Raw genomic sequence first — 21902 nt, forward strand, 5'->3', positions numbered from 1 at the left:
TGTTGTTAAATAATCGCAATTTTATAATTCTATTTTTTTGGTTTTCATTAGCAAAATATCATCGTTTTCTCCGTCATTGTCCCAGTCGTATGTAGAGGTAGCCATAAACCCGTCTTTGGCTTGTGTTATTAAATACCAAGCTTGTACTTGTTTTCCTAAATAAGGGTAGTCAACAAAAAGGCTATCTCCTCTTGTTTTCCACACTCCGCTTGTTTCATCCACTTTTTCACCATCAGCTTTTATAAACCATGCTGTAAATGTGCCATCATTTTTATAGCTTGATTGTGCTTTACCCGAGCTTGGGGTACTAAAATCATCTTCAAAAACTGAAGTGCTATCGGTTTCGTTAGCGGTTAAATATTTAATCTTTAAATAAGTAGTTTCCCAGTTGCCAACAATATAATCTTTTAACAAAGGTTTTGTTGTGCTTACTTTATCTACTATATTTTTAATGTTTTCTTTTTTTTCTTGTTTACAGGAAACAAAAAGTATTCCGAAAATTAGAGTTGTGATAAAATATATAGTTCTCATTATTATGATTGAAGTTTTTCTTCTTTAGTGTGCAATAAACGTGTTAGTTTAATAGATAAATCAAGCAAAATAATTTTAGCATTTCCGTTTCTTTCAATATGGTATTGGGCATCACTCACTTCTTTTTCAATAACTAAGATATTACTGCTATGTATGAAAGGAGCAAATTTTGCCAATTCAAAATTAGCTGACTGAGTTTCTAAAAATACTAAATCTGGAGTTCCGAAATTGAGTAATAATGCCTGTCTAAAAAATTGCAAGCAATATTGTAAAAACTGTTTTTGAGTTTCACGACCTGTTTTGGCAATTTCTTCTGACCAACCGATTAAGTCTTGAATAACGGCAGCATTTCCCTTTGCTTTAAAAGCAGCACGAATCCAAGTGATAAACCATTGTTCAAAAATTAAATCGTTTGAGTTGTTGTTTAAAACATGAAGAGCTTTGTTATAATTTCCTTCTGATTGATGTGCTATTTTAATAGCCTCATTTTCTGAAATATTGTTTTGTTGTATCAAAGCATTAGCAATATCACTTTCACTTAATACAGGAAAATGCAATGCCTGACATCGAGATTTTATGGTATTTATAATTTGTTCTTCATCTTCAGTAACAAGTATAAAAACTGTTTTACTAGGTGGCTCTTCAATAAGCTTTAGCAGTTTGTTAGAAGCAGCAACGTTCATTTTTTCAGCCATCCAAATAATCATTACTTTAAAGCCACCTTCATAAGACTTTAATTGTAGTTTTTTTACAATATCTTCAGCTTCATCAACGCCAATTTGACCTTGTTTATTTTCTACGCCAATTTGCTGTAGCCAATTAAACAAACTTCCGTAAGGTTGTTTTTCAACAAAAGTTCGCCAGTCTTCTAAAAATAAATTACTAACAGGGTGTTTTTTTATTGAATCATTGGTGGTAACAGGAAAAGCAAAATGTAAGTCTGGATGCTGTAGTTTGTTACATTTTATATTACAAGCTTCAGCATTATTAGAAAAATTGCATAATAAGTATTGAGCGTAGGCTATAGCCATAGACAAAGTTCCACATCCTTCTTTACCTACGAAGAGTTGTGCATGCGGAATTCTATTATTATCAGCCGATTGCTGTAAGTGTTTTTTAATATGTTCTTGTCCAATAATATCGTCGAAAGTCATACCACAAATATAAGACATCGAGTAAAGAGAACAACTTATAGCAAATAAATGATATATTGTTTTGATATATTGTTTAGAATGATTCTATTTTAGTATATTTGCAAGCTAAAATATACATGTTTTTGAGTACAATTGCATCATTACATATAGGGGAAAGAGGAATCATATCTGAGGAGTGTTTAGATAGAATTCCATTAAAGTTGTTAGAAATGGGGTGCTTACCAGGAACTGAAGTAGAACTACTTCAAATAGCTCCTTTAAAGGATCCTATGTATATATGCGTGAATGGGAGTCATTTAGCGATTCGAAAAGAAACGGCTTGTCAAATTTTAATTACTAAAATATAACTGATGAGCAATCGCATAAAAGTAGCGTTAATAGGAAATCCCAACACAGGAAAAACATCGTTATTTAATCAATTAACTGGTTTAAATCAAAAGGTAGGAAATTACCCTGGTGTTACGGTTGATAAAAAGCAAGGGACTTGTAAATTATCTAAAAATAAAACCGCAACGATAACCGATTTACCTGGAACCTACAGTATCAACCCAACTTCTTTAGACGAAAGTATTGTTTTAAAAGCTCTAATGACAGCTCATCGAGATGAGAAGCCTGATGTGATTGTAGTGGTGGCTGATATAGAGAATTTAAAGAGAAACTTATTACTTTTTTCTCAAATTCAAGATTTAGAAATTCCAACAGTCTTAGCCTTAAATATGGCTGATCAATTACAACGTAAAGGAATTTCGATAGATATACCTGCATTAGAAAAAGAATTAGATACCAAAGTGGTACTAATGTCTGCGAGAAATAATGAAGGTATTGATGATTTAAAAAAAATAATTGCTGACTATGAATCGTTAAAAGTACATTCAAACTTTAACGAATTAGCTCAAAAAATTGACGCAGATTATTTCAATGAATTGTCTAGTATAAGTAAAGAATTCACAGCATATGAGCAGTGGATGATGCTTACAAAAAAGCACAATTCGTTGCTTTCTGCTGAAGAAAAAGAAGCTATTGAGCCTTTTGAAAATGAAATAGCAAAACAAAAAAAATATCAGCATAAAGAAACGATATATAGATATCAGAAAATAAATACAGTTTTAAAGAAAACATACTATGTTGATGCTTCAAAGGCAACTGATTTACGAAGTAAACTAGATCGTGTTTTTACTCACAAAATATTCGGATATGTTATTTTCTTCGGATTGTTATTGTTGATTTTTCAATCTATTTTCGATTGGGCATCCACACCTATGGATTTTATTGATGGGTTATTTGCTGATATTGCCGAATTTACCAAAGCACAATTGCCTGCAGGAATGTTTACCGATTTGTTAACTGATGGAGTAATTCCAGGTGTAGGAGGAGTCGTAATTTTTATTCCGCAGATTGCTATTTTATTTTTATTCATTTCTATTTTAGAAGAAACAGGATATATGAGTAGAGTGGTATTTTTAATGGATAAAATTATGCGCCGATTTGGAATGAGCGGTAAGAGTGTTATTCCATTAATTTCAGGTACGGCTTGTGCTATACCTGCAATCATGGCTACCCGAACTATATCGAGTTGGAAAGAGCGCTTAATTACTATTTTAGTAACTCCTTTTACTACTTGTTCGGCTCGATTACCGGTTTATGCTATTTTAATTGCATTAATTATACCTGATACTAAATTATTTGGTTTTTTTAGCTTGCAAGGATTTACATTACTAGTATTGTATGCGCTTGGTTTTGCAGCAGCCATAATTGCTGCATATGTGCTACACAAAACATTAAAAATTAAAAACACTTCGTTCTTTGTAGTAGAAATGCCTAATTACAAGTTACCATCAGCAAAGAATGTGTTGTTTGATGTAATAGAAAAAACAAAAGCATTTGTTTTTGGAGCGGGAAAAATCATTTTAGCAATTTCAATTGTATTGTGGTTTTTGGCATCTCATGGACCATCGTCATTTGAAAATGCAGAAAAAAGTGTAGTTAAAAATGTAGCAAATCAAGAATTACCTAAAGCAGAGTTGTCAAAAAAAGTAGCTTCAGCAAAATTAGAAAACTCATATATCGGAATTGCAGGTAAAACAATTGAACCATTAGTAAAACCGTTAGGCTACGATTGGAAAATTGGTATAGGCTTGATTAGTTCTTTTGCTGCTCGAGAAGTTTTTATTGGTACTTTGGCTACTATTTATAGTGTTGAAGATGATGGGGAAGACATAACCACAATAAAACAAAAAATGGCGTCAGAAATAAACCCAAGTACTAGCGAAAAGCGTTTTAATTTTGCTACCGGGGTTTCTTTATTACTATTTTATGCTTTTGCAATGCAATGTATGGCAACTTTAGCAATTGTAAAGCGTGAAACCAAAAGTTGGAAATGGCCAGTAGTACAATTAGTAAGTATGGGAGTTTTAGCATACTTATGTGCCTTTGCAGCCTATCAAATTTTAAGCTAATGCAAGAAATTATAACATATGTAGTTGTTTGTGGAGCAGTTATTTTTTTAGTTAAAAAGTTCTTTTTTAACACTAAAAAAAGCAATTGTGATACCAATTGTAATTGTTCATAGAAAGGCGAATTAAAAAGCAACTTTTTTATGGGCCATTTAACAAGAGGTGTATGTTTGTGGTATCATACTTGATAAGTAAAAAAGATAATCAATAAAATTTTATATGAAGAGAATACTCTTAGCAACGGTAGTTTTTATAAACTCTTTTGCTTACGCACAGCAGGAAATTAAAGTAGATATATTTGATGCCTTAGCATTAAAAACTTTCGAAGTATCATATGAACATTATACAACAGAACGCTCATCAATTGGAGTTTCAGTTTTGTTTAATTTTGAAAAAAGATCAGCAGATTTTAGATACAACGAAAAGAGTATGTTTACTCCGTTTTTTCGTCATTATTTTACCAATAGTAGTACTTGGAATTATTTTGGAGAGGTTTTTATGGGAATAAACACAGGAGAAAGAAAAACTATTATTGCAGGAACCAATAACTACGAATACAAAGATTACACAGATGGAGCGTTAGGATTAGCATTTGGATCAAAATATGTGTCACCAGGAGGTTTTGTGCTTGATCTTTACGGAGGTTTGGGTAGAAACTTATTTACTTCTGAATCACGTTCAATCGTTCCGAGAGTAGGCATAAATCTAGGGTATCGATTTTAAAATATTTAATAGATATTTAAAAATTAAAAGCTCGCAATTGCGAGCTTTTTTAGTTTATAATGAAAAATCATTTCGAGAGGAAATAAAAGTCTTATTGAATTATGGTGCTTATTCAGTTGAATTTAGCTTTTTTCTTTCAATTAAATTAGCAATGACAAAACTTAAGACGGTAGGTAAAATCCATCCTAGATTTTGGTTAGCAAAAGGAATGCTGTTTTTTAATCCTAATAAATATTCAGGATTTATAACAAATCCTAAAAAATCAGGAATGCTGAATAGAAAAGTTACTCCAATAACAATTTTAAAAACTGTAGTTGAGGTGTATTTTTCTGGCAAAACGTTTAATATAATTAATATGATGGTAATAGGGTAGATAAACATTAAAGCAGGTAGTGCAATATTAATGATGTATTTCACATCAAATTGACCTACAGCAATACCTAATAAGCACCCGATAATGGCAGTGATTGTAAAAACCTTTTGAGAGTTGTTATTAATTCCTTTAAAATAATCTGCAGTACCAGTAATGATTCCTACAGCGGTAGTAAAACAAGCCAAAGCAACTAAAACACTAAGAAAAACACTTCCAATATTTCCTAAGGTCTGATTACTTAAAGAGGTTAAAATTTCTGTTCTAGTAGCACTTTCACCAAAAGTAGAGCTAAATAAAACACCATTGTAAATAAGTCCTGCATAGATAATGAGTAAACCTAAACCAGCTATAAACCCAGCTTTGGTTATTAATTCCTTTTTTTCTTCAAAAGAAGTATTGGTGTTAAAATTCATCGAAATTACCAAAACACCTCCTACCACTATGGATGCAATTGCATCAAAAGTCTGATATCCTTCTAAAAGTCCATCAACAAAAGGAGTTTTAAAAGCAGATGAAGTTATAGTCTCTGGAGCCGAAAAAATACCAATAAAAATAATTGCTAATAAAATAAAAATGATAAGCGGTGTTAAAAACTTTCCTAATAAAGTCAATACCTTCGATCTGTTCATAGTGAATATAAAAACAAGACCAAAATAAATACTACTGGTAACCAAAGAGCTACTATTAAAGTAAGGAGCTATGGCCATTTCATGAGTTACAGATGCGGTTCTGGGTGCTGGCAATGCAATACAAATTGCATACATGATAAAGCAATATATAAGGCTAAATATTGGAGACACTTTTTTGCCAAAATCGTACATGGTACCTTGCAACCTAGCATGTGCTAATATTCCTAGCATAGGGATAAAAACCGCAGTAATAAAAAAGCCTAGAGTAACCCATAACCATAAACTCCCTGCACCTTTTCCTAAAAAGGGAGGTAAAATCAAATTTCCTGCTCCAAAAAACATTGAAAATAAAGCAAAACCGTTTATAAATATCTCCTTAGTTTTGTGCATTGCTTAACAAATTAATAGCAAACGAATATACATTAAAAAATGATTGTAAAATTTAAAGAAACTGCCGTTTTTTATACAGATACAGGTAAGGGAAGTTGTGTTGTTTTACTACATGGTTTTTTGGAAAACAGTACGATGTGGAATGCTGTGGTCGAAGAGGTTTCTAAAAGAAATAGAGTAGTTTGTATTGATTTGTTAGGTCATGGAAATACAGGATGCATTGGGTATATACATTCTATGGAAGAAATGGCAATGACAGTAAAAGCAGTATTAAAAGAATTAAAAATTCGAAAAGCTACCTTTGTAGGGCATTCTATGGGAGGGTATGTGGCTTTAGCTTTTGCAGAAAAATATCCTAAAAGCATAAAAGGAATATGTTTAATGAATTCCACTTCCCAAGCAGATAGTGAAGAGCGAAATAAGTTGCGACTCAGAGCCAAAGAGATGGCGAAAAAAAATTATGAGACACTGGTGAAAATGTCGATAGCTAATTTATTTGCTGAGAATATGCGATTAGTACTCTCAAAAGAAATAGAAAAAGTAAGAGTTGAAGCTTTAAAAATACCTGTAAGAGGATATATTGCAGCAACTGAAGGGATGCGTTTGCGAGAAAATAAAGAAATTGTTTTACAAGCAATAGACAAACGATTAATGATTGCAGGAAAACAAGACCCAATACTGAATTATAAGATTGTTGAAGATGAAGCAAAAAGAACAAATACTCCGCTAATTGAACTGCCTAATGGACATATGAGTCACATAGAAGCTAAAAATGAACTTTTAAAGGTATTAACCGAGTTCGTAAAATCCTGATAAATTTCTGTTACTTTTGCAGAACACAAAAAAGTATTTCATGAAAGTTCATCATTTAGCCAAACAAAACTCTATTCTTAATAAATTTTTAGCCGAACTTAGAGATGTTTCCGTTCAAAAAGACTCGATGCGTTTTCGAAGAAATATCGAACGAGTTGGTGAAGTTTTAGGGTACGAACTTAGCAAAGAACTAAATTATACTACTAAAGAAATTAAAACTCCTTTAGGTATAAAACAAACGAATTTACTTACCAATAATATAGTGGTGTGCTCAATTCTTAGAGCAGGATTGCCATTACATAACGGAATGTTGAATTATTTTGACGATGTGGAAAATGCGTTTATTTCTGCTTACCGTCATCATCCTAATAATGATGAAGAATTCGAAATTGTGATTGAATATTTTGCCTCGCCTTCTATTGAAGGAAAAACCTTGTTGTTAGTAGACCCAATGTTAGCAACAGGGCGCTCAATGGTAGAAGTTTATGAAGGAATAAAAAAATATGGAAACCCAAAAGAAATAATTATAGTTTCTGTTATAGGCTCAGTAGAAGGTGTTGAGTATGTGGCTAAACATTTTCCAGAAGATACTAATTTATGGATTGGAGATATTGATGAGAAGCTAAATGATAAAGGGTACATCGTACCAGGTTTAGGAGACTCAGGTGATTTATCATATGGAGCGAAATTATAACTTAAATTAAAGCAAAGCACATACAGTAAAAGAAGCTATTAAGAATAAAATAATAATAGCATCGGCGTACCATTTCTTCTGAAAGAACTCTATTCCATTAGCTAAAATAACTGAAACAGGAAAGAATACGTATAAAAATTCACTTCCAGAACCATCTTCAACTAAAATTAAAATTACCGTTGTAATAACAAGATGGGTAAGAATTAATATCCAATTTTTTCTAAATTTATTCTTAACAGAAAATGCTTTTGGGCTTTTTAAAAAAACAGAAGCGACTAAAAAGAAACCGATAAAAAGAATAGGGAATAACGACTTTTGATGAGAGTAAAAACTCAAATCTGGATAAAAATCCCAGTTAAAAAGCAACAAAAAATTTGCTGTTTGGTCATACCAGAAATTATATGTAAAATATAAAAAAATAGGTCCGAAAAGACCAATTACAGGAATTAATAATGTTTGATATGTGAATCGCTGATGCAAAAATATAGACAAGTAAAACAATATGATTAGCAAAGCTGTATAAGGCTCTATTAAAAATGAAATCCCAAGCCATAAGCCTCCATCAAAAAGTTTATGAAAAATATTTTTAGAAGATTGCAAACTATATACTTTCCGTAAAAAAAGTAATACTGTTAAATTGGCATAAAAGGTTTTATTAATGGCTATTGTGTCAGGAAAAAAACCAATCAATATTACAAAAAACAAAAAAGCAAAAGAGTTGTCAAAAGTTAATAAGTTTTTAGCAATAATAAAATTGTAAACAGAAAAAACAACTAAGAACCATCCTAATTCTTTTACAATATTAAAAGACAATTCTTTAGAAAAAAGACTTAAAAAAAAGTACCCTAAAAATAGTACAAAGAGTACAATAAAATTTACAGGCTTAGATTTGCCGAAAAAATTGGCTAACATGGTTTCTTTTTATATTTTTGCAGTTGTAAAGATACTTAAGATATGATAGCAGGCAATATTTTTAAATGGATTGGTAGTTTATTTACCGACTTTTTATTCTTACCGTTTAACTGGTTACGCTTAACTGTTGCTAAAGGTGACGGAGGATGGTGGTCTTCAAATGCCATTAACTGGTTGTTTTTAGTAGTTCTATTTGTGTTATTCGCTTATTGGATGAAAGAATCAGCGAAATTTTTACGCGAAGGAACTGAAGATAGAGCCTAATTTCTATACACTTTGGGAAGTAAAAACAAATTAAAACGTTTCAAAGAAAATGAAACGTTTGCTAACGTTATTCAACCAACTCGAGAAGAAGTAGTCAATAATTTTTCACATAAAGGAAAATGGAGTGCTTTTTTTCAGAATGATAACCCAATAGTTTTAGAACTAGGTTGTGGTAAGGGAGAGTATACGATAGCCTTAGCAGAAAAAAATCCAGATAAGAACTTTATAGGGATTGATATTAAAGGAGCACGTTTTTGGCGAGGAGCTAAAACAGCGTTAGAGAATGAGATGAATAATGTGGCTTTTATCAGAACTCAAATAGAGTTGGTCGATTATATTTTTGCTGAAAACGAAGTTTCTGAAATTTGGATTACCTTCCCAGATCCTCAAATTAAATACAAGCGTACCAAACATCGTATGACGAACTCTGAATTTTTAAAGAAATATCACCACATTTTAAATTCAGAAGGTGTTGTAAACCTAAAAACCGATAGCGAATTTATGCACGGATACACCTTAGGTTTGTTGCACGGAGAAGGTCATGAGGTTTTACATGCCAACCACGATGTGTACAAAAATGTGTACAGTCCAAAGGAAGTGACAGGGACACAAACTTTTTATGAAAAACAATATTTAGAAATCGGAAAACCGATTACCTATATAAAATTTAAACTTAATTATTAATCCTGCGTTATTTGCAGGATTTTTTGTTTTTTGGCGTTTCCCTTTGGGTCGCGCTTTCCGCGTTACACGGTAACTTGCTGCAATCGCTAACGCAGTTAGAATTTAGCAAGTTTCATTTCGAGTGAATTGCCCCCTGTTTTTTAAAGCCTCTTCTAGTATGGGTAAATTCTTATATTTACATTGTATGACAGATAAAAATTTCTTTGAAAAGGTATACGAAGTAGCGCGTTTAATTCCACACGGAAGAGTAACGAGTTACGGAGCCATTGCTACGTATTTAGGAGCAGCTCGTTCAGCACGTATGGTAGGATGGGCAATGAATAATTCTTCAGAAAAGGAAGTGCCAGCGCATCGTGTAGTTAATAGAAAAGGATTGCTAACAGGAAAACATCATTTTGACGGAACTAACTTAATGCAACAATTACTAGAAAGTGAAGGAATTAAGGTAGTTGATAATCAAATTCAAGATTTTGAAAATATATTTTGGAATCCGAATGATGAGCTGTGATAAACTTTAAAGATATATCATACTTAAAAAGAGGAACTTCTAGGCAAAAAGAAGCCTACAAAGTATTGATAGAACTCGATTTTTTTGAGTTTTTAAAAGAATTTAATCCAATTTTAGTTGGTACAATACCTATTGATATTGATTTAGAATCAAGTGATTTAGATATCGTTTGTCAAAGTGAAAACCATGAAGAGTTTATAAAAATTGTAAGTGAGAAATATGGTGAGCTTTCAGGATTTGAAGTAAAGACAATTCCGTCGTATAAAAATTTAAAAACAATAATCGTTACGTTTAAGTATAAAACCTTTCCTATAGAAATTTTTGTGCAAAATAAACCTTCAGAACAGCAAGATTCTTACTTGCACATGCTTATTGAGTATGAGGTTTTGTTAGAAAAAGACAAAGAATTTAAATCAAAAATCATTGCCTTAAAAAAGCAAGGAGTCAAAACCGAGCCTGCATTTGCAAAACTTTTAGGTTTAGAAGGAAATCCGTATGAAGCGCTATTAAATTACGGGCTTGAGAAAGGTTATATTTTCTAATTTTTCAAAAATAATTAGCGATAATCTTCAAAATCTGTGTCTATAAAACCAACTTATCACTCTATAAATATTACCAATCTAAAGACTTTATTTTCTGGGGGCTAAAACGTATCTTTGCAGTTAAGATTAAATAAAAATAAGCAACAAGAGTACCTCTTGCTGCTTAAAGCATATAGCATAAAACATGAGTTTTAAAAAACAAGATATATACAAGGCGTTAGAAACAATTACGGCACCAGGAGAAGGTAAAAGTTTAGTAGAAAACGAAAATGTAACCAACGTAGTGAGTTTTGGTAATGAGGTGATTGTAGATGTTACAATAGCAAATCCATCGTTACAAGCAAAAAAGAAAGTTGAAGTTGAGATTATGAAAGCAATTCATCAACACGTTGATCAGAAGATTGATGTAAAGGTGAATGTGAAAGTAGAAGTTCAACCAAAGGAAAATCCAAACCAAATTAGAGGGAAAGAAATTCCAAATATTCAAAATATCATTGCCATTGCTTCAGGAAAAGGAGGGGTAGGAAAATCTACTATCACTTCAAATATGGCAGTTTCATTGGCTAAAATGGGCTTCAAAGTTGGAGTGTTAGATGCTGATGTGTATGGACCATCACAACATTTAATGTTTGATGTAGAACAAGAAAAACCATTAGCGGTAAATGTAAATGGGCGTTCAAAAATGAAACCTATTGAGAGCTATGGAGTAAAATTATTATCCTTAGGGTTTTTCACCAACCCAAACCAAGCAGTAATTTGGCGTGGACCAATGGCTTCAAAAGCCTTAAATCAATTAATTTTTGATGCCGATTGGGGAGAGTTAGATTTCTTACTAATCGACTTACCTCCAGGAACAGGTGATGTACACTTGTCGATAGTGCAAGCTGTGCCAATTAATGGAGCAGTAGTTGTAAGTACTCCACAAAATATTGCCTTAGCAGATGCTAAAAAAGGAGTAGCAATGTTTCAACAAGAAAGTATTAACGTACCAGTGTTAGGTATCGTTGAAAATATGGCGTATTTTACACCAGCTGAACTTCCTAATAATAAATATTATATTTTTGGAGAAGGAGGTGCTAAACATTTAGCAGAAGATATAGAAACAAGTTTCTTAGGAGAAATACCATTAGTACAAAGCATACGTGAAGCAGGAGATGTTGGACATCCAGTAGCTTTGCAAGAAAATACACCACTAGCAGAAGCTTTTACAGAGGTAACTAAAGAAATGGTTTCGCAACTATTAAAAAGAAATGCAAACTTACCACCAACTGAAGTAGTACGAATTACTACGATGAGTGGTTGTAGCACAAAATAAACAGTTATGGCAGCAGTAGATATTAGAAATAATGTAGAAAAAGCTTTAGAAGAAATCCGCCCATTTTTAGTAAGTGATGGAGGTAATATAAAGCTGTTATCAATTGAAAATGATACAGTCAAAGTACAGTTAGAAGGTGCTTGTAGCGGTTGTTCTGTAAATCAGATGACCTTAAAAAACGGAGTGGAAGCGACTATAAAAAAATACGCACCAGAAATTAAAGAAGTAATTAACGTAGCATAACTGATAAAAGTCAGGTTTTAGGCTAAACTATTGCAGTAATTTTGGGTGTTCAAGAGTGTCTTTGTTACTCGCTTCCCAATTAAAAAATTGGTAGAGCTCAAACAGAGTGCTCAATTACTAACGCATAAAACATTCCTGTCTTTAGTAAAAGGCAGGAATTGTCAGTATAAAAAGACAATTTTGTAACTAAAATGATACAAACAGACATATTAATTATTGGAGCAGGACCAACAGGTTTATTCACGGTTTTTGAAGCAGGATTATTAAAATTACGTTGTCATTTAATTGATGCTTTGCCACAACCAGGTGGGCAGTGTTCAGAAATTTATCCAAAGAAACCTATTTACGATATCCCAGCTTATCCAGAAATTTTAGCAGGTGATTTAACCGATAAATTAATGGAACAAATTAAACAATTTGAGCCAGGGTTTACCTTAGGTGAACGTGCCGATACGATTGAAAAACAAGATGACGGAACGTTCATTGTAACTACCAATAAAGGAACAAAACACCAAGCGCCAGTAGTAGCTATTGCTGGAGGACTGGGGAGTTTTGAACCTCGTAAACCACCTATTCCTAATATCTCAAATTTTGAAGACAAAGGGGTAGAATATATGATTAAAGAACCTGAGTTGTATCGTGATAAAGATGTTGTAATTGCTGGAGGAGGAGATTCTGCTTTAGATTGGTCTATTTTCTTAACAGATGTGGCTAGATCTGTTACTCTAATTCACCGAAGAAACGAATTTAGAGGAGCTTTAGATTCAGTTGATAAAGTACAAGAGTTAAAAGACGAAGGAAAGTTAATGTTAATTACACCAGCAGAAGTTAAAGGAATTATTGGTGATGATAAAGTTGAAGGTGTATTAGTAGAGCAAAAAGATAAAGAACCATTTACATTACCTTGTGAGCATTTTATTCCGTTGTTCGGACTGTCTCCAAAATTAGGGCCAATTGCAAATTGGGGGTTAGAGATTGAGAAAAATGCCATTAAAGTAAACAATGCTTTAGATTATCAAACGAATGTAGAAGGTATTTATGCGATTGGTGATGTGAATACCTATCCAGGGAAATTGAAATTGATTTTATGTGGATTCCACGAAGCAACTTTAATGTGTCAGAGTGCTTTCCAACGTATTTATCCAGATAAAAAATATGTGATGAAGTATACAACGGTTGGAGGTGTTGACGGTTTTGATGGAACTAGAAAAGAAGCACCAAAGGCAGTAGTAAAAGCAATTAACTAAACGATTAGTGAAAAGAACCTTATACGATTTAACAAGGGAAGATTGGAATACACTCTTCCCAATTGAATTATCTGAGCATAATACCGACTGGAAGCATATTTTTGAAGAAGAAAAGCAGCGAATACTTGAAAATGTTGATAATTCATGTTTTAACAGAATTGAACATTTTGGAAGTACTTCAATTCCTAATATAAAAGCAAAGAATTATATTGATTTGTTTATTGAGATTCCAAAAGAATTTTTGTTTGATAAAGAGTTGATAAAAAGTTTTGAAAAATTAGGGTATGCTTTTTTTGAAGTTCCAGCAAGAGAAGATGCAGAAGCCTATATGTCTTTTGCGAAAGGCTATAATTTTGAAGGACTAAAAGATCAAGTTTTTCATATTCATATGTGCCCAAAGGAGAACGCTATGTGTAATCAATTAAAGTTTAGAGACTATTTGATTGAGAATCCTAGCAGAGCTAAAGAATATGAAAAATTAAAAATAGAGTTAGCTTCGAAATATAGAAATGATAGAGGTGCCTATGTTTTAGGAAAAACACAGTTTGTAAAAGAAACGTTGAATTTACATAATAATAAATAATAACATTGACTATAGTAGAATACATACAACAGCTATCAGAAGATAAATTATTGTACTTCGCATTGCCTATATTTTTCATTTCTATGTTGGTAGAATATCAATTTGCCAAAGAAAAATACCACGGTAAAGATACTGGTGTATCATTGTTAATGATGGTGTTTTCTGCTATTGTTGAATTTATTCCGAAGATTTTAGCCTTTGTAGCTTTTTTCTATTTATATGAAATGAGTCCGTTAAAAGGTATAGTACAACGTCAATGGTGGGCGTGGATTCTATTATTATTGGCTGATGATTTTGCTTATTATTGGTTTCATCGTTTAAATCATGAGGTACGCTTGTTTTGGGCAGGTCATGTACCGCATCATTCGTCGGTGCATATGAATTTAGGAACAGCATTGCGTCAGGGAGTTGGTGAACGTATTCATAAATTTTTCTTTTGGATGTGGATTCCGTTGTTAGGATTTGATTCATTAATGATGTTTACCATGATGGGAGTTAGTTTAATCTATCAGTTTTTTGTACATACAGAGCTAGTTGATAAACTGCCAAAACCAATCGAATTAATTTTCAATACACCATCGCATCACCGAGTGCATCACGCATCAAATATTCGATATTTAGATTGTAACCATGCGGGTATTTTAATTATTTGGGATCGTATATTTGGTACCTTTTCTGAAGAATTAAAAGATGTTGATAAGCCTGTTTATGGACTTACGGTGAATATTGAAACTTTTAATCCCGTAAAAGTAGCAACGCATGAATATACTGCTATTTGGAATGATGTAAAGAGAGCTGATAAATGGAGTGATAAACTGAATTATATATTCAATTCACCAGGATGGACCCATGATGGAGAAGATAAAAGAGCGAAAACACTTCGAAAAAAAATGAATTTGTAATAATGGAACAAGATATTACTATAAAAATTACCGATCGTGACGGAGTAACTCACGAGGTACAAGCACCTACAGATATGGCAATGAACTTAATGGAAGTGGTACGCTCATATGAGCTGGCTCCAGAAGGAACCATTGGTATTTGTGGTGGAATGGCAATGTGTGCTTCTTGTCAATGCTATGTAAAATCAGATCACGAATTACCAGAAATGGGAGATGATGAAGAAGCAATGTTAGCAGAAGCTTTTTATGTAGAAGATAATAGCCGATTAGGTTGCCAAATACAGATGACACCAGATTTAGAAGGTTTAGAAGTTGAATTAGCTCCAGAGAGTTAAAAAACAAGAATAAAATTAAAAAGCGCAGGATCTTAAGTTTAACTTAAGATCCTGCGCTTTTTTTATAATTAAATGCTAATTGCGTCATTTTAATTTCCATTTACGTCATTTAGTTTGGCTGAGGTGAATATATTTTTGCTTGAAACTATTAAGACTAAATAAAAATAAATGATTCTTAAACCACACCCTTCTTTAAAGGAGTTATCGTTAAATAGCTATTTATTTAGTGATGAATCGGTAAATTTATACGAAGAGTATATTCAGAAAACAACCTCCTATATTCAGCAATTTTTATCCAACAGAACTTTTTATCAAGGAGACAATCTTGAAGAGATTCTAAAAAATAAAGAACAAGCAAAATTGCTAAACATTGAAGAAACACACACAATTGATAGTGTTTTAGAAGAATTAAATAATTTATACATAAAAAATGCAATCGCTTTTCATAACCCAACATATGTAGCGCATTTAAACTGCCCAATTACATTGCCTTCGGTCATTGCAGAAATGATTACAACGACAATAAATACTGCAGTTGAAACATGGGATCAAAGTACTTCAGCAACTTTTATAGAACAAGAAGTTATACAATGGATAACTAACGTATTTAATCTTTCAAATAATTCAGATGGTGTTTTTACAAGCGGAGGAACACAATCTAATTTTATGGGATTATTAATGGCTCGAGATAATTATGCCTTTAAAAATTTTGGGATTAACATTAAGCAACATGGTTGGAGTAATGAGATAAGTAAGTTTAGAGTTTTTTGCTCTGAAAAGGCACATTTTAGCATTCAAAAAAGTGCCGCTTTGTTAGGTATGGGCTATGATGCAGTTATTCCTGTAAAAGTAGATAAGAGAATGCGAATGGATGCTAATGAGTTGGTGTTAGCTATTGAAAGAACAAAACAGGAAGGAAACATTCCAATTGCAGTGGTAGCAACATTAGGAACTACCGATTATGGCAGTTTTGACCCGATACAAACCATAGGGAAAATTACTAGAGAACACAACATGTGGTTGCATGCAGATGGCGCTTATGGAGGAGTTTATGCACTTACAAATACTCACAAAGAATATTTTACAGGGATTGAGTTGGTAGATTCAATTACTATAGACTTTCATAAAACGTTGTTTCAACCCGTAAGCTGTAGTGCATTTTTAGTTAATAATAAACAGCATTTTCAATATGTATCGTATTATGCAGATTACTTAAATCCTGTTGAAGATAAAGATCCGCAACGCCCTAATCTTATAGAGAAATCAATCCAAACAACACGTCGATTTGATGCCTTAAAAGTTTGGTTGACCTTAAAAACAATGGGGACTAAAACCATTGCTAATTACTTAGAAGAAGTACACTCTTTAACAAAAGCAGTATATCATAGTATAAAAGATGAAGAGTGTTTTGAAATTGCTCATGTACCAGAACTAAGTACCCTAGTATTTCGATATAAATCAGAAGGTATAACTGAAGATATAATTCATAACACAATTAATTTATATATCAAAAACACCTTATACAAAGCTGGAAAAGCATCAATAGCAAGTACAAAATTAGACGGTAACATCTATCTAAAATTTACGCTGCTAAATCCTAAAAATACAATTAACAATCTCCTAAACATTATAGAAATGATTAAAACTACAGGAGAACAATACAAAACTACAAACTAAAAAAGATGAAGAATACTATATTAGATTTTATAGCCATAGGTGTAGGTCCTTTTAACTTAGGATTGGCCTGTTTATCAGAACCAATTGAAAACTTACATGGAGTCTTTCTTGATAAAAAAGAGAAATTTGATTGGCATCCAGGAATGTTGTTGGAAGACACCACTTTACAAGTGCCTTTTATGGCAGATTTGGTAACCCTAGCCGACCCCACAAGTCCTTTTAGTTTTCTTAATTATATAAAAGAACAAGGAAGAATTTATTCTTTTTACATACGAGAAAATTTCTTGTTACTTAGAAATGAGTACAACCACTATTGTCAGTGGGTAATCAGCAAGCTTTCTAACATTTATTTTAATACAGAAGTTACGAATGTAGACTACGATCAAAAAGGCGAAATTTATGTGGTTACAAGTATTTGTACAAAAACACAGGAAATTAAAATTTATAAAGCAAAGAAATTAGTGTTAGGAACAGGAACACAACCTTACATTCCTGCTTGTTGTAAAAAGTTGAAAGATGTTGCCGTTCATTCATCAGAATATTTACCTAATAAAGAACAATTACAGAATAAAAAAAGAATAACCGTACTAGGAAGTGGGCAAAGTGCTGCTGAAATATTTTCTGATTTATTACAAGAAATAGACACTAAAGGATATGAATTGAACTGGATAACCCGTTCTCCTCGCTTTTTCCCATTAGAGTATGCTAAGTTAACGTTGGAAATGACGTCTCCAGAATACGTAGACTATTTTTACAATTTACCAGCATCCAAAAGAGATACATTAATTAAAAATCAAAAGCATTTATACAAAGGGATCAATCAAGATTTAATAGGGGCTATTCACGATACATTATATGCGAAACGAGTTATATCAAAAGAACCTTTAAAAGTTTCATTGCGTACCAATTCGGAATTGAAAACAACGAAAGTATCAGATGACGGTATTAAACTTGAACTTCATCAAGTGGAACAAGACAAATATTTTAAACATGAAACTGACGGATTGGTTCTTGCCACAGGATATGAATATCAATTACCTGATTTTATAGAAGGAATTGCAGATCGAATTTTATGGGATTATCAAGATCGTTTCGATGTACAACGCAATTATAGTATAGATAAAAATCACAACGAAATCTTTGTTCAGAATGTAGAGCTACATACACACGGTTTTGTAACCCCTGATTTGGGAATGGCTGCTTATAAGAACTCATACATTATTAAAGAAATAACAGGAGTAGAACATTACCCTATTGAGCAAAAAATTGCATTTCAACAATTTGAGGTTACACAAGAAGAGGAAATAGAACTCAATGTCTTTGCATAGAGGTATGAAGTTGAAAACATTTTTAATATTAATGACACTGGTTGCAGTAGTAAGCGATTATTTACTGCATCCATTTTACCCGCAGTTTTTTGAGCTTCGTTTTGGAATGAAGAATCCCAAAAATGTTGGATACTATTTTGCAGCCATCTGCTTTATGGTAATGATTGCATTTCCTTTTTGGGCGTATGTTTCTAAAAAAGTTTCAGAATTAAACATTTTAGTTTACACTCAAGCTGTTGCAGGTATGTTAGCATTGTATTGCTATTATACCACATCATATATTAATTTCTGGATAGTATCACTTGTTATGGTACTGTTTAAAGGAAGTTACTTGTTAGTGTACCCTTACATCTTAAAAATCATTACAAAAGAAGAGCATCCAAGTACAATCGGATTACTTTCAGTGGTGGTGCATTTAGGAGGAATTTTAGGAGCGGTGTTGGGAGGTTTAACAGTAGATTATATAAACCCAAGTAGTATTTTTATAATCATGGCAGCAGGCGATTTTATTCAAATGGCTATGAGTGGTTATTTATTAAAAAGTAAAAAGTATGCTACTGATTTAATTATTTCAGAAGAGTCAGCCGTAACTAATAAAAAAATTATTCCAAAAGGATTTATTTTGAAATTAGGCTTGATTACATTGATATTGTATTTCAGTGATTTTTTAATCAGACCTTTCTTTTCATCGTATTGGGAAAGTTTTTCAATGCATAAAAGCAAATTGGTTTCAGGTACTATCTATGCCATTCCAGGTTTTGTTGCTTTAATAGCATTATGGATTAATAACAAACGAAAATCAAAAGGACACGAAGGAATCATAAACGCCTTGTGTATAGGTTTGATAGGGTTGGTATTGCAAGGAATACCTAATGAAGCAGCAGTTGTTTTAGGAAGAATTATTTACGGATGGGCAATTTTTCAAGGAGTCGTGAAATTCGATATTTTATTATTCGAGTTGAGTTCTCCAGAATCATACTCGGTAGATTACAGTAAAATACATTTCTTTCAAAACCTAGGTGTGTTATTAGCTTCGCTAAACGTAGGGATTATAGTCGATAGCTTTGGTTTACGTATACCTTTCATTATTGCTTTAGGCGGATTTACACTCACACTAGTCTTGTACTTTATCGTGTTTAAATCGGTAAGTAAAGTACACAAACAACTAGCCAAAGCTTAAATTATGAGAACAACAGAAACCATAGCTTTTTCAAAAGAATACAAAGATTTTGGAAGAATTACCATTCGCCCTTTTCAAGTAAAAAACGACAGTGTTTTTTTACAAAAATGGGTAACACAAGAGTATGCTGTTTTTTGGGGAATGCAAAACGCAACGGTAAAAGAAGTTGAAGAAGAATATACCCAACTTATAGCCCCAGAACATTATGATGTTTTTGTAGGAATGTTTGATGACGAACCTGCATTTGTATTAGAGCGTTACAATCCGCAACTAGACGTTATTCATAATTTTTATAAAGCTAAAACGGCTGACTGTGGTGTGCATATTATTGTAGCACCACCAAAAACCAGTAAAACACCAAACTTTACGTGGTTTATGTTTCGGTCTATTATGGATTTTGTTTTTACGAATCCTGCTATTAGCAGAATAGTGGTAGAACCCGATATCCGAAACAAAAAAATGTTTGCACTGTGTCAACGCATAGGTTTTCAACTAGGAAGCGTAATAGAATTACCTAACAAAACAGCACAACTAGCATTTTTAACCAAAACCAATTACCAACAACAAATACAATCTTTTATACCATCAAAAAGAAGTGCCATGAACACCTTAGATAATGTGGTTTCTCCACAACAATCAACCCAACATATACAACCAGAGGTTTGGCAAAAAGCGAACCTATTATTGGTGAAAAAAGCGCTGTGCGAGTTTTCACATGAACTATTAATTCAACCAGAAATAATTCAAGAGCTAAACAAAGGGTATAAACTTTATAAAGTTTATGCAGATGATATTGAAATCCAATATGAGTTTGAAGCAAAACCAATGGCTTTAAATCATTTTATGATTGATGAAAACTCTATAAAAAAATATGCAAAAGATGTTGAAGAAGAAATCGATGCGATTGCTTTTATAAAAGAATTTAGAAAAGCATTAGGAATTGTTGATGAAAAAATGCCTGTGTATTTAGAAGAAATTATAAACACACTATACGGAAGCGCATTTAAAATAACTAAAGGCAATCCAACAGCAGCAGCATTAGCGATAGCTGATTTTCAAACCATAGAGCAATCTATGACGGAAGGACATCCAGGGTTTGTAGCAAATAATGGAAGAATAGGTTTTGATAGTAGCGATTATCGTTCGTATGCGCCAGAAGCAGGAAATTCTTTTTCGTTATTATGGTTGGCAGGACATACATCAAAAGCAGTTTTTTCAGCGATAGAAGCATTGCCCTATGAAACTTTAATACATCAGGAGTTAGATGCCGATACTATAGCACAATTCAATAAAATAATTGAAAAAAAAGGCTTTAGTCCAAAAGAGTATTTATTTATTCCTGTTCACCCATGGCAGTGGTTTAACAAGCTAGCTACAATTTTTGCTTCAGAAGTTGCCAAAGGAGATTTAATTTGTTTAGGATATGGACCAGACCAATACTTAGCGCAACAGTCAATAAGAACCTTATTCAATATAACCAATCCACAGAAATTTTATACAAAATCGGCATTGTCTATTCTAAACATGGGCTTTATGAGAGGATTGCCATTGTATTATTTAGGAACTGCTCCTAAAATGGCAGTTTGGTTAGAAAACCTGTTGTATAATGATGCGTATATAAAGGAAAACGGATTTAGAATGTTGAGCGAAATAGGTTCGGTTAGCTATGTGAATCCATATTTTGAAGAATTTGGTCCGCACAACGATTACAATAAAATGTTAGCATCGTTATGGAGAGAAAGCCCGTATTCAGTGGTTAAACAAAATCAAAAACCACTAACGATGGCAGCATTATTACATATAGATCATCACGGAAAAGCATTACTTCCAGAAATTATTAAAGACTCTGGAATTTCAATAGACAACTGGCTACGTAGTTATTTAAAAGCGTACTTAAGTCCTTTATTGCACTGTTTTTACTATTACGATTTGGTGTTTATGCCACATGGAGAAAACATTATTTTGGTATTAGAAAATAACATTCCAGCATATGCTTTACTAAAGGATATTACTGAAGAAGCATGTGTTTTAAATCCGGAAGTTGAGCTGCCAGAAGAGTTAAAAAGAATGTATGCTCCTGTGCCAGAAGATGTAAAATTACTATCCATATTTACAGATATGTTTGATGGTTTCTTCCGTTTCTTAGCTCCAATTTTAGAAGAACATGCAAGTTATAGCGAGAACCGTTTTTGGAAATTAGTAGCAGAAAATATTCATGAATATCAAGAGCAGTTTCCAGAATTGTTGAAGAAGTTTGAACAATATGATTTGTTTGCTGAAGACTTTAAACTTTCGTGTTTAAATAGACTGCAATTAAACAATCACAAGCAGATGATTGATTTAGACGACCCCGTTGCCTTACTACAATTTGTGGGTAAACTAGACAATCCAATAGCAGTATTTAAAACTCAGGAAGTATAAT

23 protein-coding genes are annotated in these 21902 nt (G+C 32.6%); 19 read left to right on the forward strand and 4 right to left on the reverse strand.

The features are described 5' to 3' along the window. Positions 1 to 21 precede the first annotated feature (21 nt). Together DFQ07_RS05635 and DFQ07_RS05640 are read right to left on the reverse strand one after the other, a co-directional pair. Complete coding sequence (locus DFQ07_RS05635; protein WP_133535292.1) at positions 22 to 531, reverse strand: hypothetical protein; 510 nt, start codon at positions 529 to 531, stop codon at positions 22 to 24. A 2-nt stretch (positions 532 to 533) separates the two neighbouring features. Beyond that, positions 534 to 1685, reverse strand: coding sequence for a DNA polymerase III subunit (locus DFQ07_RS05640; protein ID WP_133535293.1), 1152 nt, complete (start codon positions 1683 to 1685; stop codon positions 534 to 536). Positions 1686 to 1807: 122 nt separating this feature from the next. Here DFQ07_RS05640 and DFQ07_RS05645 point away from each other — a divergent pair, with 122 nt between their 5' ends. From DFQ07_RS05645 to DFQ07_RS05660, 3 genes are all read left to right on the forward strand, one after another. Continuing rightward, positions 1808 to 2032, forward strand: a complete 225-nt coding sequence (locus DFQ07_RS05645; RefSeq protein ID WP_133535294.1) for a FeoA family protein — start codon at positions 1808 to 1810, stop codon at positions 2030 to 2032. Beyond that, positions 2033 to 4141 (forward strand): ferrous iron transport protein B, encoded by a 2109-nt coding sequence (feoB, locus tag DFQ07_RS05650; RefSeq protein ID WP_166627732.1) that lies wholly within the window; start codon positions 2033 to 2035, stop codon positions 4139 to 4141. Between the two features lie 216 nt (positions 4142 to 4357). Beyond that, complete coding sequence (locus DFQ07_RS05660; protein ID WP_133535297.1) at positions 4358 to 4861, forward strand: hypothetical protein; 504 nt, start codon at positions 4358 to 4360, stop codon at positions 4859 to 4861. 108 nt (positions 4862 to 4969) lie between these two features. On the opposite strand, the gene brnQ is transcribed toward DFQ07_RS05660, so the two are convergent. Then, positions 4970 to 6253, reverse strand: coding sequence for a branched-chain amino acid transport system II carrier protein (brnQ, locus tag DFQ07_RS05665; protein WP_133535298.1), 1284 nt, complete (start codon positions 6251 to 6253; stop codon positions 4970 to 4972). A 39-nt stretch (positions 6254 to 6292) separates the two neighbouring features. On the opposite strand from brnQ, the gene DFQ07_RS05670 reads away from it, so the two are divergent. Next, complete coding sequence (locus tag DFQ07_RS05670) at positions 6293 to 7066, forward strand: alpha/beta fold hydrolase (RefSeq protein WP_133535299.1); 774 nt, start codon at positions 6293 to 6295, stop codon at positions 7064 to 7066. A gap of 40 nt (positions 7067 to 7106) precedes the next feature. Then, entirely contained in the window at positions 7107 to 7760 is a 654-nt protein-coding gene (gene upp, locus DFQ07_RS05675; protein ID WP_133535300.1) for a uracil phosphoribosyltransferase, read from the forward strand. 6 nt (positions 7761 to 7766) lie between these two features. On the opposite strand, the gene DFQ07_RS05680 is transcribed toward upp, so the two are convergent. Further along, entirely contained in the window at positions 7767 to 8672 is a 906-nt protein-coding gene (locus tag DFQ07_RS05680) for a DUF6427 family protein (RefSeq protein WP_243743938.1), read from the reverse strand. A 42-nt stretch (positions 8673 to 8714) separates the two neighbouring features. Here DFQ07_RS05680 and DFQ07_RS05685 point away from each other — a divergent pair, with 42 nt between their 5' ends. The 14 genes from DFQ07_RS05685 to DFQ07_RS05750 all read left to right on the forward strand — a co-directional run bounded on the left by DFQ07_RS05685 (position 8715) and on the right by DFQ07_RS05750 (position 21901). Then, a complete protein-coding gene (locus DFQ07_RS05685; RefSeq protein ID WP_133535302.1) occupies positions 8715 to 8936 on the forward strand; it encodes a DUF6341 family protein in 222 nt (73 codons plus the stop codon). Between the two features lie 12 nt (positions 8937 to 8948). Continuing rightward, on the forward strand, positions 8949 to 9620 hold the full coding sequence (gene trmB / locus DFQ07_RS05690) for a tRNA (guanosine(46)-N7)-methyltransferase TrmB (RefSeq protein ID WP_133535303.1): 672 nt from the start codon (positions 8949 to 8951) through the stop codon (positions 9618 to 9620). Positions 9621 to 9804: 184 nt separating this feature from the next. Further along, positions 9805 to 10128, forward strand: coding sequence for an MGMT family protein (locus DFQ07_RS05695; protein WP_133535304.1), 324 nt, complete (start codon positions 9805 to 9807; stop codon positions 10126 to 10128). Next, complete coding sequence (locus DFQ07_RS05700) at positions 10125 to 10670, forward strand: DUF4269 domain-containing protein (RefSeq protein WP_133535305.1); 546 nt, start codon at positions 10125 to 10127, stop codon at positions 10668 to 10670. Before DFQ07_RS05695 ends, DFQ07_RS05700 begins: the two co-directional genes overlap by 4 nt. Before the next feature lie 184 nt (positions 10671 to 10854). Next, a complete protein-coding gene (locus tag DFQ07_RS05705) occupies positions 10855 to 11985 on the forward strand; it encodes an Mrp/NBP35 family ATP-binding protein (RefSeq protein ID WP_133535306.1) in 1131 nt (376 codons plus the stop codon). A 6-nt stretch (positions 11986 to 11991) separates the two neighbouring features. After that, complete coding sequence (locus tag DFQ07_RS05710; protein ID WP_133535307.1) at positions 11992 to 12228, forward strand: NifU family protein; 237 nt, start codon at positions 11992 to 11994, stop codon at positions 12226 to 12228. A 191-nt stretch (positions 12229 to 12419) separates the two neighbouring features. Then, a complete protein-coding gene (locus DFQ07_RS05715; RefSeq protein ID WP_133535308.1) occupies positions 12420 to 13475 on the forward strand; it encodes an NAD(P)/FAD-dependent oxidoreductase in 1056 nt (351 codons plus the stop codon). A gap of 7 nt (positions 13476 to 13482) precedes the next feature. Further along, a complete protein-coding gene (locus DFQ07_RS05720) occupies positions 13483 to 14058 on the forward strand; it encodes a GrpB family protein (protein WP_133535309.1) in 576 nt (191 codons plus the stop codon). A 5-nt stretch (positions 14059 to 14063) separates the two neighbouring features. Next, positions 14064 to 14960, forward strand: coding sequence for a sterol desaturase family protein (locus tag DFQ07_RS05725; protein WP_243743939.1), 897 nt, complete (start codon positions 14064 to 14066; stop codon positions 14958 to 14960). A gap of 2 nt (positions 14961 to 14962) precedes the next feature. Further along, on the forward strand, positions 14963 to 15295 hold the full coding sequence (locus DFQ07_RS05730) for a 2Fe-2S iron-sulfur cluster-binding family protein (protein WP_133535310.1): 333 nt from the start codon (positions 14963 to 14965) through the stop codon (positions 15293 to 15295). Between the two features lie 168 nt (positions 15296 to 15463). Then, the gene (locus DFQ07_RS05735; RefSeq protein WP_133535311.1) at positions 15464 to 16972 is read left to right on the forward strand and encodes a pyridoxal phosphate-dependent decarboxylase family protein; all 1509 of its coding nucleotides are present in this window, start codon (positions 15464 to 15466) and stop codon (positions 16970 to 16972) included. Between the two features lie 5 nt (positions 16973 to 16977). After that, the gene (locus DFQ07_RS05740; RefSeq protein WP_133535312.1) at positions 16978 to 18300 is read left to right on the forward strand and encodes a lysine N(6)-hydroxylase/L-ornithine N(5)-oxygenase family protein; all 1323 of its coding nucleotides are present in this window, start codon (positions 16978 to 16980) and stop codon (positions 18298 to 18300) included. Beyond that, positions 18287 to 19480, forward strand: a complete 1194-nt coding sequence (locus DFQ07_RS05745; RefSeq protein ID WP_243743940.1) for an MFS transporter — start codon at positions 18287 to 18289, stop codon at positions 19478 to 19480. The genes DFQ07_RS05740 and DFQ07_RS05745 overlap by 14 nt, the downstream gene beginning before the upstream one ends. A 3-nt stretch (positions 19481 to 19483) precedes the next feature. After that, entirely contained in the window at positions 19484 to 21901 is a 2418-nt protein-coding gene (locus tag DFQ07_RS05750; RefSeq protein WP_133535313.1) for a GNAT family N-acetyltransferase, read from the forward strand. The last annotated feature ends 1 nt before the right edge of the window (position 21902 follow it).

It is taken from the genome of Tenacibaculum caenipelagi (assembly GCF_004363005.1).
GTDB lineage: Bacteria > Bacteroidota > Bacteroidia > Flavobacteriales > Flavobacteriaceae > Polaribacter > Polaribacter caenipelagi.

Coding starts and splice junctions, on each gene's coding strand:
- DFQ07_RS05635 (WP_133535292.1), bottom strand. CDS start 531: ATGAGAACTATATATTTTATCACAACTCTAATTTTCGGAATACTTTTT.
- DFQ07_RS05640 (WP_133535293.1), bottom strand. CDS start 1,685: ATGACTTTCGACGATATTATTGGACAAGAACATATTAAAAAACACTTA.
- DFQ07_RS05660 (WP_133535297.1), top strand. CDS start 4,358: ATGAAGAGAATACTCTTAGCAACGGTAGTTTTTATAAACTCTTTTGCT.
- brnQ (WP_133535298.1), bottom strand. CDS start 6,253: ATGCACAAAACTAAGGAGATATTTATAAACGGTTTTGCTTTATTTTCA.
- DFQ07_RS05670 (WP_133535299.1), top strand. CDS start 6,293: ATGATTGTAAAATTTAAAGAAACTGCCGTTTTTTATACAGATACAGGT.
- upp (WP_133535300.1), top strand. CDS start 7,107: ATGAAAGTTCATCATTTAGCCAAACAAAACTCTATTCTTAATAAATTT.
- DFQ07_RS05680 (WP_243743938.1), bottom strand. CDS start 8,672: ATGTTAGCCAATTTTTTCGGCAAATCTAAGCCTGTAAATTTTATTGTA.
- DFQ07_RS05685 (WP_133535302.1), top strand. CDS start 8,715: ATGATAGCAGGCAATATTTTTAAATGGATTGGTAGTTTATTTACCGAC.
- DFQ07_RS05695 (WP_133535304.1), top strand. CDS start 9,805: ATGACAGATAAAAATTTCTTTGAAAAGGTATACGAAGTAGCGCGTTTA.
- DFQ07_RS05705 (WP_133535306.1), top strand. CDS start 10,855: ATGAGTTTTAAAAAACAAGATATATACAAGGCGTTAGAAACAATTACG.
- DFQ07_RS05710 (WP_133535307.1), top strand. CDS start 11,992: ATGGCAGCAGTAGATATTAGAAATAATGTAGAAAAAGCTTTAGAAGAA.
- DFQ07_RS05715 (WP_133535308.1), top strand. CDS start 12,420: ATGATACAAACAGACATATTAATTATTGGAGCAGGACCAACAGGTTTA.
- DFQ07_RS05730 (WP_133535310.1), top strand. CDS start 14,963: ATGGAACAAGATATTACTATAAAAATTACCGATCGTGACGGAGTAACT.
- DFQ07_RS05735 (WP_133535311.1), top strand. CDS start 15,464: ATGATTCTTAAACCACACCCTTCTTTAAAGGAGTTATCGTTAAATAGC.
- DFQ07_RS05740 (WP_133535312.1), top strand. CDS start 16,978: ATGAAGAATACTATATTAGATTTTATAGCCATAGGTGTAGGTCCTTTT.
- DFQ07_RS05745 (WP_243743940.1), top strand. CDS start 18,287: ATGTCTTTGCATAGAGGTATGAAGTTGAAAACATTTTTAATATTAATG.
- DFQ07_RS05750 (WP_133535313.1), top strand. CDS start 19,484: ATGAGAACAACAGAAACCATAGCTTTTTCAAAAGAATACAAAGATTTT.